Source organism: Streptomyces sp. FH025, from assembly GCF_017427025.1.
In the GTDB taxonomy this organism is placed as follows: domain Bacteria; phylum Actinomycetota; class Actinomycetes; order Streptomycetales; family Streptomycetaceae; genus Kitasatospora.
Genome location: NZ_JAFLNG010000223.1, coordinates 1 through 10,732, shown reverse-complemented (window position 1 = coordinate 10,732; position 10,732 = coordinate 1). Strand labels below are relative to the sequence as shown.

The window sequence follows — 10,732 nt, the reverse complement described above, 5'->3', positions numbered from 1 at the left end:
CGGTCGACGTACTCGATGCCGGACTCCCGGGTGCCCTGGTGGCCGGTCGGGTACCAGCCGTCGGGGACCGTGAGTTCGGCCGGGAAGAGGCCGTACTGTCCGGTCTCGTTCACCAGCACGCTCCAGCGCTCGGGGGCTGCGTCGTCCATCTCCGTCTCCTCGTGGTGGTCGGTGGGGTTGGGTAGGGCCGGGTCAGTTGCCCGCGGCCGCCTGGGCCTTGCGCTCGGCCACCGCGTCGGCGAAGGCGCCGAACTCGCGGATGCGGAACAGCAGGCTGGTCGGGACCTTGACGTCCAGTCGGGAGCGCAGACGGGTGGCCACCTGCATGGCGCTCAGCGAGTGGCCGCCGAGGTCGAAGAAGTCCGCGTCGGCGGCGGGCGGCTGGACGCCCAGGACCTCGGTCCACACCTCGGCGACCACCTCGGTGACGGAGCCCTCGGCGGCCGGGGCGGCCGTCGGCCCCTCGACCGGCTCGACCGGCTCGGCGGCCGGGACGGCCGTGCTGCCGACCAGCGCGGCGAGCGCCAGCCTGTCGACCTTGCCGCTGGTGGTGACCGGGAAGGCCGGCACCACGGTGTAGCCGGTCGGGCGCATCCAGATCGGCAGCAGCCGCTCGGCGTGGTCGCGCACCGCGTCGACGGTGCCGCCCTCGCGCAGCTCCAGCAGCGCCTCCAGCCGGTTCACGCCGTCGTCGCCGGTGTGGCTGACCACGACCGCGCGGGCGACCAGCGCGTGGTCGGTGAGGACGGCCTCGACCCCGCCGAGCTCGATCCGGTGGCCGCGGATCTTCACCTGGCTGTCCGTCCGGCCGAGGTAGCGCACGGTGCCGTCGGCGCGCTCGACCACCCGGTCGCCGGTGCGGTACATCCGCGAACCGACCGGGCCGGACGGGTCCGGGACGAAGTGGGCGGCGGTCAGGCCGGGGCGGCCGACGTAGCCGCGGGCCAGGCCGGGACCGGCCAGGCACAGCTCCCCGGCGGTGCCCGCCGGGACGGGGCGCAGCCAGGCGTCCACGATGCGGATGCCCACCCCGGCGAGCGGGCCGCCGATGTGCGGCTCGCCGGCCTCGGTGATGTGGGTGCCGAGCGCGTTGACCGTGGCCTCGGTCGGGCCGTACAGGTTGGCCGCGGAGAGCACGCCCTCGGCGGTCAGCTCGGCCAGCCTGTTCCACAGCGACGGCGGGACGGCCTCGCCGGCGATCAGCAGCCGCAGCCCGGGCCGCCGGCGGGCGACCGGCTCCAGCTCCTCCAGCAGGACCTGGGCGTGCGAGGGGGTCATGTCGACCACGTCGAGGCGGTGCTCCTCGACGAAGCGCGCGAAGGCCTCGCCGTCGCGGCGGGTGTCGTCGTCGATGACGGCGACGGTGTCGCCGCGGAACACCCGGACCCACTCCTGCACGGAGGCGTCGAAGGCGGCCGAGGCGTTCCAGCCCACCCGCTCGCCCGGCTCGCGGAAGAACCCGCCGTGCTCCATGCCCTCCAGGAAGTCGGTCAGCGCCGAGACCGAGACGCCGATCCCCTTGGGGCGGCCGGTCGAGCCCGAGGTGAAGATGATGTAGGCAAGGTCGTCGGGCGAGGTCTCGACCGGGGCGACCCGGTCGAGGGCGTCCCAGTCGAGCCCGTCGAGGTGGACGGCGCCGCCCCGGACGTCCTCGGGCAGCCGGTCGCTCACCGAGGAGTGGGTGAGCACGGTCAGCACGCCGGCGTCGGAGGCGATCCCGGCGAGGCGCTCGGCGGGCTGCTCCGGGTCGAAGGGGACGTACACGGCGCCCGCCTTCAGGATGCCCAGCACGGCGACGATCAGGTCGCTGGTGCGGGGCAGGAAGACGCCGACGGTGCGGTCCGGGCCGGCTCCGGCCCCGGCGAGCAGGCCCGCCAGGCGGTCGGTGCGGGCGTCGAGCTCGGCGTAGCTGAGCGTGGCGTCGGAGCCGACCACGGCCTCCCGGTCGGGGTGGCTGCGGACGGCGTCGAGGAACCGGCCCAGCAGCGGGGACGTCCTCGGCAAGGTCTCTACTCGGTCCATCAGTGTCGCTTCCTCACTGCTCTCACCGCTCTCACCGGAGAGCGCGGGTGACGGTCGGTCGGCTCCGCGGCCACGTCAGGCCGGGATGTCCGCGGTGGTGCGGCCCTCGAACTGGTGCAGCAGCTCGGTCTTGGTCTCCAGCGGGCCCGCCTCGGTCTGGAGGGCGATCTTCCAGTCGCCGTGGTCGCGCACCCAGACCATGACGTGGACGAAGGTGATGTGGCCGAGCGCGGGCGAGTCGAAGCGGACCCGCTCGATGACCTGGCCGGTGCGGCAGGACTGGACGGCGATCTTGACCGGGGCGGTCTTCATCCGCCAGGTCGGGTCCTCGAAGTAGGAGCCGAGGATCTTGCCCCAGGACTCCTTGTTCATGCCGATGGTGCCGTCGGCACCGAGGCCGGTGACGTTGCCGTCGACGAAGAACGAGAACCACTTGTCGAAGTCGCGGCCCGCGAAGGCGGCGTCGAACTCCTCGGCGGCGGCCTTGAGTTCGGCCGTGCAGCGGTCACAGGCGGCCAGCGCCTCACCGTGCGTGTAGGCCTCCTTCGGCTCGCCGTTGTCAACCGCGATCTCGTCCTCGTTGACGTCCAACTTCTCGCGCATGGTGACCTCTTGGGATCGTGGTGTTCGGGGGGATCAGGTGGCCACACGCTAGGAGCGGCGGCTACAGGGCCACTTGAATCCCACGGGCCCGTCCTCGAGCTCCCGAGGACTTGAGCGGGCCTCGACGGGCGGCTCCCACCCTGGTCGCAACAGCAGAGCCCTGAACCGTATGGGAGTCGTGTCAGATGCGTTGGGACAACATCTACCTCGCCGGCCTCGGTGCGTACTTCCCCGAGGAGACGCTGACGGCCGAACAGGCCATCGCCGCCGGTGACTACGATGCCGCCGCGGCGGAGAAGAACGGGGTGCGCGCGGTCCGGGTCGCCACCGCCGAGGAGACCGGACCGGTGATGGCCGCCGCGGCCGGCCGGCAGGCGCTGGCCCGCTCGGGCCACGCGAGCCAGGAGATCGACCTCGTCCTGCACGCGTACACCAACCACCCGGGTCGCGAGCTGTGGACGCCGGCGCACTTCGTCCAGCAGGAGACCCTCGGGCACACCACCGCCGCCGCGATCGAGATGCGCCAGGGCTGCAACGGCGTGCTCGGCGGGCTGGAGCTGGCGGCCTCCTGGATCGCCGCCCGGCCGGACGCCACCGCCGCCCTGGTGACCTGCGGCGACGCCTGGCAGCTGCCGTACATCGACCGCTGGCGCAGCGACGACCAGACGGTCTTCGGCGACGGCGCCGTCGCGACCGTGCTGTCCACCCGCTCCGGCTTCGCCAAGGTGCGCTCCACGGTGAGCCGTTCGGACGCCAGCCTGGAGCCGCTGTACCGCGGCATGGGCCCGTGGACCCAGGCGCCGTTCGCCGACGGCAAGACCATCGACCTCGGCTCGCGCCCGGGCGACTGGCTGCTGCGCAACGAGGACGCGTACGACGAGGTCCTGGAGGTGGTCAGCGACAACTTCATGAAGACCCTGGACCAGGCCTTCGCCGACGCGGACACCTCGCTGGACGAGGTGCAGTGGTTCATCCACGGCACGGTGATCAAGCCGATCGCGGAGTGGGGCTTCTACCAGAAGCTCGGCCTGGACCCGGCCAAGACCACCTACGACTGGGGCCTGGACTTCGGCCACATGGGCAGCAGCGACCAGTTCCTCGGCATCAACCACCTGATCGAGAGCCGCAAGGCCAAGCCCGGGGACCTGATCGCCACGGTCGGAGTCGGCATCGGCTTCATGTGGACCGCCGCCGTGCTGGAGGTCGTCGACGTGCCGGACTGGAGCAACTGAGCGTCCTCGAACACGCCGAAGGGGGCGGCGATCCGATCGGGATCGCCGCCCCCTTCTGGATGGGGCCTGCCTGTTGGGTTTTGTCGGACCCGGCAAGGACCCAACAGGCAGGCCCCGAGGCCTGTCAGCTCCAGGTGAGGAGCCGCTTGGGCCGCTCCAGGACCGCGCCGATGTCGGCGAGGAACCGGGAGCCGAGCTCGCCGTCGACCACCCGGTGGTCGAAGGAGAGCGCCAACGTGGTGACCTGTCGGGCCACCACCCGTCCCTTGTGCACCCACGGGCGTTCGCGGACGGCGCCGAGCGCCAGGATCGCGGACTCGCCGGGGTTGAGGATCGGCGTGCCGGCGTCCACGCCGAACACCCCGATGTTGGTGATGGTCACGGTGCCGCCCCGGAGGTCCTCCGGAGCGGTCCGACCGGCCCGCGCCGTGTCGGCCAACTCGTTGATCGAGCGGGCCAGTTCGGGCAGCGTACGGCGCTGGGCCGCCTTCACCACGGGGACCAGGAGGCCGCGCGGGGTGGCGGCGGCGACGCCCAGGTTGACGTTCTCGTACTGGACGATCTCCCGGTTCGCCTCGTCCCAGGCCGCGTTGATCCCCGGGTTGCGGCGGACGGCGGTCAGCAGGGCCTTGGCGGTCACCAGCAGCGGACTGACCCGCAGGCCCTCGAAGGCCGGGTCGCGCCGCAGCTCCGCGACCAGGCGCATGGTCCTGGTCACGTCGACGGTGAGGAACTCGGTGACGTGCGGGGCGGTGAAGGCGCTGCGCACCATCGCCTCGGCGGTCGCCTTCCGCACCCCCTTCACCGGGGTGCGGGTCTCCCCCGGAACCGCGACCACCGTGGGAACGGGCCCTGGAACGGGCCCTGGAACGGGCTCGGCGGCGGGCTCGGGTGCCGGTGCGGGTGCCGTGCGGGCTGCGGCGGCGGCCTGGACGTCGGCCCGGGTGACGGTGCCGTCGGGACCGGTGGGCGTGACCTCGCGGAGGTCGATCCCGAGGTCCTTGGCCAGCCGCCGGACCGGGGGCTTGGCCGTCGGCCGCTCCGCCCGGACAACCGACGCGGGTACGGGGGCGGCGGCGGGGACGGCGGTGACGGCCGTGGTGCGACGGGTGCGCCGGACGGTCCGGGACGGCGCGACGCCGTACCCGACCAGCACCGCCTTCCGCTCCCCGGACTCCGGCGGAGCGGCGGCCTCCCCGACCTCCCCGACCTCCCCGGCCTCCGGGGCGGTGTCCACGGTGATCAGGACGGCCCCGACCGCCACCGCCGCGCCCTCGGGGTACCCCAGCGAGTGCACCACCCCGTCGTACGGCACGGGCAGTTCCACGGCGGCCTTGGCCGTCTCCACCTCGCAGACCACCTGGCCGTCCCGGACCCGGTCTCCGACCGCCACGTGCCAGTGCAGGATCTCGGCCTCGGTCAGCCCCTCGCCGACGTCCGGCAGGGGGAACTCCCGCAGTCGGGGCGGGGTGAGCGTGCTCGTGGTCATCTCGGTTCGTTCCTCAGTGTGCGAGGGCGCGGTCGACGGCGTCGAGCACCCGGTCCAGGTCGGGCAGGTACGTCTCCTCCAGCCGGGACGGCGGGTACGGCAGGTGGAACCCGCCGACCCGCAGCACCGGGGCTTCGAGGTGGTAGAAGCAGCGTTCGGTGACCCGGGCGGCGATCTCCGACCCGGTCCCGAGGAACACCGGCGCCTCGTGCACCACCACCAGCCGGCCGGTGCGGCGGACGGACTCCTCCAGGGTCGGGAAGTCGATCGGTGACAGCGACCGCAGGTCGACCACCTCCAGCGAGAGGCCGTCCCGTTCGGCGGCGGCCGCGGCCTCCAGGCAGACCTTGACCATCGGCCCGTACGCGGCCAGCGTCAGGTGCTCGCCCGGCCGGGCGATCCGGGCCGCGTGCAGCGGGGCCGGCGGCCGCTCGGTGTCGACCTCGCCCTTGTCCCAGTAGCGCCGCTTCGGCTCGAAGAACACCACCGGGTCCTCGGAGTCGACGGCCTGGCGCAGCATCCAGTACGCGTCCTCGGGGGTGGCCGGGGAGACCACCCGCAGGCCGGCGGTGTGCGCGAACAGGGCCTCCGGCGACTCGCTGTGGTGCTCGACGGCGCCGATCCCGCCGCCGTACGGGATGCGGATCACCATCGGGATCCGGACGGTGCCCAGGGAGCGGGCGTGCAGCTTGGCGACCTGGGCGACGATCTGGTCGAAGGCCGGGTAGACGAAGCCGTCGAACTGGATCTCCACCACCGGGCGGTAGCCGCGCAGGGCGTAGCCGACGGCGGTGCCGACGATGCCGGACTCGGCGAGCGGGCTGTCCATCACCCGGTGCTCGCCGAAGTCCTTCTGCAGGTCCTCGGTGATCCGGAAGACGCCGCCGAGCCGGCCGATGTCCTCGCCCATCAGGACGACCTTGGGGTCGAGCTCCAGGGACCGCCGGAGGGCGGAGTTGAGCGCCTTGGCGAAGGTGAGCTGCGTGGTCACGGTCATCGCCCTTCCGCGTCGGTGTCGGCGAACGAGTCGAGGTAGCGGGCGAGTTCGTCCCGCTCCTGGTCGACCAGCGGGTGCCGTTCGGCGTACACGTGGTCGAAGAGGGTGAGCGGCGCCGGGTCCGGGGTGGACCGGACCTCGGCGCGCACCCTCAGGGCGAGCCGCTCGGCCTCGGCGTCGACCTCCGCGAAGTACGCCTCGTCGGCGTGGCCCTCGCGGGTCAGGTGGGCGCGGAGCCGGGCGATCGGGTCCTTGGCGGTCCACTGCTCGCGCTCGGCCTCGTGCCGGTAGCGGGTCGGGTCGTCGGAGGTGGTGTGCGCGCCCATCCGGTAGGTGTAGGCCTCGATCAGCACCGGGCCCTGGCCGCTGCGGGCGTGCTCCAGGGCGGCCCGGGTGACGGCCAGACAGGCCAGCACGTCGTTGCCGTCAACCCGTACGCCCGGGAAGCCGAAGCCCTGGGCGCGCTGGTGGATCGGCACCCGGGACTGCCGTTCGGTCGGCTCGGAGATCGCCCACTGGTTGTTCTGGCAGAAGAAGACCACCGGGGCACCGTGGACGGCGGCGAAGTTGAACGCCTCCGAGACGTCGCCCTGGCTGGTCGAGCCGTCGCCGAAGTAGGTGATCACCGCGGTGTCGGCGCCGTCCTGGGCGGCGCCCATCGCGTAGCCGGTGGCGTGCAGCGGGTGGGCGCCGACGACCAGGGTGTAGAGGTGGAAGTTGTGGGCCTGAGGGTCCCAGCCGCCGTTGGTGGTGCCCCGGAAGACCCTGACCAGGTCGAGCGGGTCGACGCCGCGGACCCAGGCCACGCCGTGCTCCCGGTAACTGGGGAAGACGAAGTCGTCCGGCCGCAGCGCCCGGGCGGACCCGATCTGGGCCGCCTCCTGGCCCAACAGCGGTGTCCACAGGCCGAGTTCGCCCTGCCGCTGGAGCGCCGTCGCCTCGTTGTCGAAGCGGCGCACCAGGACCATGTCGCGGTACATCGCGCGCAGTTCGCCGGGGGTGCAGTCGAGGTCGAGGCCGGGGACGTGGATCCGCTCGCCGTCGGGGGTGAGCAGCTGGACCTGGCCGGTGTCCACCGGCGCGGCCTCCAGCCGGAAGGCGGTGGCGGCGCCGGCGGCGGCGGCGGCGGTGGTGGTCGCGCTCATCGGAGGGCTCCCCCGGTGGTCGGGACGCCGGCCGTGGCCAGCGCGGACTCGATCTCGGCGACCACACCGCGGGCGAAGGCCGGCATGGCGGAGCCGAGGAAGTAGAAGTGCCCGCCGCGGTGGACCAGTCGGCGGTGGCCGGCCGAGGTCTCCAGACCCCAGCCGTCCATCTCCTCCGGCGGGCCCCACGCGTCGTCGGTGCCGCAGAACACGGTGATCGGGCAGCCCAGCACGGCGCGGTCCTCGGCGGGCCGGAAGGACTCCACCGCGCGCAGGTCGGCCCGGGTGAGCCGGACGAAGCGGTCGAGGAACTCCGGTATCTCGGCGAGCTGTTCGGGCAGCCCGCCCATGGCGTCGAGCTCCTGGAGCAGTTCGCCGTCGGGCAGCGACGACAGCTGCTTGCGCCGGCCCCGGTAGGAGGGCGGGACCCTTCCGGAGACGCCGAGCCAGACCGGCTCCCGGCCGAGCCCGTGCAGGGTGCGGGCCGTCTCCAGGGCGACCAGCGAGCCGTAGCTGTGGCCGAACAGTGCGAACGGCGCGTCCGTCCACGGCAGGACGTCCCGCACGGCCAGTTCGACGGCCTCGGTCAGCTCCTCGATCGGGGCCTGCCCGTAGCGCTTGCCGCGCCCGGGCAGGTCGAGCAGCAGCAGTTCCCAGGTGGGCGGGAGCTCCTTGTGCAGCGGGAAGTAGGCGGAGCCGGAGCCCCCGGCGTGGTGGAAGCCGATGAGCCGCAGCTCGGGGTCCTCGACCACGCGGGGGCGGATGAAGGGGATGGTCATGCCAGTGGCTCCAGCTGTCGTTCGGTGCCGACGACGAAGCCGCTCAGCAGGTCGAAGAGCTCGACCAGCGGGAGCTCGACGTCGAGCTCCTCGACCGGTACCTCGACGCCGTAGGTCTCCTCGATGGCGATGGTCAGCTTCATCGCGCTGAACGAGTCGCCGCCGACCTCCAGCATGGTCTGCGAGAGGTCGAGGCGGGTCCCGTCGGCGTGCAGCACGCGGGCGAGCTCGCTCCGGAGGAACTCGCTCACGTTCGACGGGCCGTCGAGCCCCGGCGCCGACTCGGCGCCGCGCTGGGCCGGCACGGCGGCCTCGGCCGGGTCCGGCTCGTCGATCCAGCAGCGGACCCGACGGAAGGGGTAGGTGGGCAGGTCGCCGGTCCGGGGCGTGCCCGGGCGGCGCAGCCCGTCCAGCCGCAGGTCGGCGCCGGAGCGGAACAGCGCGGCCAGTGCCTCGGCCAGCAGGGCCGGGGTGCGGGCGTGGTCCCGGGTGGCCAGGACGAGGGTTCGTCCGTCGGACTCCAGTTCGGCGACGCCGTCCGGGGTGACGGGGCGGTCCTGGGTGCGCTCGATCCGCAGGTTGAACCCGGCCAGGAGGCGGGCCAGCCGGACGCCGGGGGCCTCGGCCGCGCCCTCCTGGCCGGCGCCCAGCGCGGGGTGGGCGGCCAGCAGGGCGTCCAGCGCGCGGAGGAGGGCCCCGCCGTCCTCGGCGAGGCGCAGCCGGACGGTGCCGCCGGGGACGGTCCCCACCGCGGTCGCCTCGGCGGCCGCGGCGAGCCGGGTGGCCAGCTGCTCGGCGCCGCCGCCGGTGACGGCGAGCCGGTACGGGAAGTTGGCCCGGCCGTCGCGCAGGGTGGCGCAGACCGCCGCCAGGTCGGCCGGCCCGGTGCGGGCCAGCCTGGCGAGGGTGCGCCGGGCGAGCGCGGCGAGGCTCTCCGGATCCTTGGCCGACAGGGTGAGCAGTTCGGGTGCGGCGGCCGGGGCCGGCCCGGCCGCCGGGGCGGCCGGGCTCGGCCGGTAGGAGGCCAGCAGGGCGTGGGCGTTGGTGCCGCTCATCCCGAAGGCGCTGATCCCGGCGACCCTCTGCTCCGGGTCGCCCGGCCAGTCCCGGGTGCGGCGCGGCACCTCGACCTTGAGCTGCCGCCACGGGATCAGCTTGTTGAGCGGGCCGGCGGACTCCGGCTGGGCCACCGGCACCTTGGCGTGCCGCAGCATCAGCACCAGCTTGATCAGCCCGGCGATGCCGGAGGCGCTCTCCAGGTGGCCGAGCCGCGACTTCACCGTGCCGACCAGCAGCGGGTCCGTCCGGTTCGGGGCGCCGTTGCCGAGGACGGCGTCCAGCGCAGTCGCCTCGATCGGGTCGCCGAGCGAGGTGCCGGTGCCGTGCGCCTCCACGTAGCCGACGGACTCGGGGGCGAGGCCGGCCGCGTCCAGGGCGGCCCGCAGCACCTGCTGCTGGGCCGGGCCGTTGGGCACGGTCAGGCCGGAGGAGGCGCCGTCGTGGTTGACGGCGGTGCCGCGCAGCACGGCGAGCACCTCGCGGCTCTCCCGCTCGGCGTCGGACAGCTTCATCAGGACCAGCACGCCGACGCCCTCGCCGCGGCCGTAGCCGTCGGCGGAGTCCAGGAAGGACTTGGAGCGGCCGTCGGGTGCCAGGGCGCGGTTCTGGCAGAGCGACACCTGGAGGTCCGGGGAGAAGAACACGTTCGCGCCGCCGACCAGGGCGTAGCGGCACTCCGAGCGGCGCAGGCTCTGCGCGGCCAGGTGGAGGGCGACCAGCGAGGAGGAGCAGGCGGTGTCGACGGTCAGCGCGGGCCCGGAGAGTCCGAGCGCGTAGCTGACCCGCCCGGCGGCCATCGCGTGCCCGCCGCCGGTGCCGTAGTACGGGTCGATCGCGGTCTTGTCGGCCCGGTGGCCGAGCCGCTCGACGTAGTCCGCGGTCATCAGTCCGACGAACACGCCGGCGTTCAGCCGGTCCTGGCGGCGGATCGGGATCGCGGCCCGCTCCATCGCCTCCCAGGCGGTCTCCAGCAGCAGCCTCTGCTGGGGGTCGAGGGCCTCGGCCTCCCGCTGGGAGATGCCGAAGAAGCCGGGGTCGAAGTGGGCGACGTCGCTCAGGAAGCCGCCGTGCTCGACGTAGGAGTGGCCGGGGCGCGGGGGGCCGGGGGCGTAGACCGAGCGCAGGCCCGGGCGGTCCTCCGGGATCGGCCCGACGGCGTCGCCGTCGCCGAGCAGGAAGTCCCAGTAGTCCTCGGGGGTGGTCTGCCCGCCGGGCAGGCGCAGGGCCATCCCGACCACCGCGAGCGGCGCGGTCTCGGCCTGCTCCAGCTCCCGGATCCGGGTCTTCAGCCGCTGGGACTGGGCGAGTTGTCGCTCCATGACCCGGCGCATGTCGTTGGCGTCCATGGTCACCTCACATATCCACGATCAGGTCGTCCGACAGGGCTTGCAGCAGTTCCTCGTCGC

The 10,732-nt window shown here is 73.7% G+C and carries 9 protein-coding genes; 1 reads left to right on the top strand and 8 read right to left on the bottom strand.

Going from position 1 to position 10,732, the window contains the following annotated elements; genetic code table 11:
• The 3 genes from J0670_RS40570 to J0670_RS17690 form a co-directional block, all read right to left on the bottom strand.
• Positions 1–149: MbtH family NRPS accessory protein (locus J0670_RS40570; RefSeq protein WP_207812575.1), on the bottom strand; the 149-nt coding region annotated here is incomplete at its 3' end.
• Positions 150–192: 43 nt separating this feature from the next.
• On the bottom strand, positions 193–2,022 hold the full coding sequence (locus J0670_RS17695) for a non-ribosomal peptide synthetase (protein WP_207812574.1): 1,830 nt from the start codon (positions 2,020–2,022) through the stop codon (positions 193–195).
• 75 nt (positions 2,023–2,097) lie between these two features.
• Positions 2,098–2,625: a nuclear transport factor 2 family protein gene (locus J0670_RS17690; RefSeq protein ID WP_207812573.1), complete on the bottom strand. Its 528-nt coding sequence runs from the start codon at positions 2,623–2,625 to the stop codon at positions 2,098–2,100.
• 185 nt (positions 2,626–2,810) lie between these two features.
• Here J0670_RS17690 and J0670_RS17685 point away from each other — a divergent pair, with 185 nt between their 5' ends.
• Positions 2,811–3,857, top strand: a complete 1,047-nt coding sequence (locus tag J0670_RS17685; protein WP_207812572.1) for a ketoacyl-ACP synthase III family protein — start codon at positions 2,811–2,813, stop codon at positions 3,855–3,857.
• Positions 3,858–3,981: 124 nt separating this feature from the next.
• Here J0670_RS17685 and J0670_RS17680 read toward each other — a convergent pair whose 3' ends face one another.
• The 5 genes from J0670_RS17680 to J0670_RS17660 are packed head-to-tail and all read right to left on the bottom strand — an operon-like array spanning position 3,982 to position 10,672.
• Positions 3,982–5,346, bottom strand: a complete 1,365-nt coding sequence (locus J0670_RS17680; RefSeq protein ID WP_207812571.1) for a dihydrolipoamide acetyltransferase family protein — start codon at positions 5,344–5,346, stop codon at positions 3,982–3,984.
• Between the two features lie 13 nt (positions 5,347–5,359).
• On the bottom strand, positions 5,360–6,343 hold the full coding sequence (locus tag J0670_RS17675; protein WP_207812570.1) for an alpha-ketoacid dehydrogenase subunit beta: 984 nt from the start codon (positions 6,341–6,343) through the stop codon (positions 5,360–5,362).
• Positions 6,340–7,488, bottom strand: coding sequence for a pyruvate dehydrogenase (acetyl-transferring) E1 component subunit alpha (gene pdhA, locus J0670_RS17670; RefSeq protein WP_207812569.1), 1,149 nt, complete (start codon positions 7,486–7,488; stop codon positions 6,340–6,342). Before pdhA ends, J0670_RS17675 begins: the two co-directional genes overlap by 4 nt.
• Entirely contained in the window at positions 7,485–8,267 is a 783-nt protein-coding gene (locus J0670_RS17665) for a thioesterase II family protein (protein WP_207812568.1), read from the bottom strand. The genes pdhA and J0670_RS17665 overlap by 4 nt, the downstream gene beginning before the upstream one ends.
• Positions 8,264–10,672 (bottom strand): type I polyketide synthase, encoded by a 2,409-nt coding sequence (locus J0670_RS17660; protein WP_207812567.1) that lies wholly within the window; start codon positions 10,670–10,672, stop codon positions 8,264–8,266. Before J0670_RS17660 ends, J0670_RS17665 begins: the two co-directional genes overlap by 4 nt.
• Between the last annotated feature and the right edge of the window lie 60 nt (positions 10,673–10,732).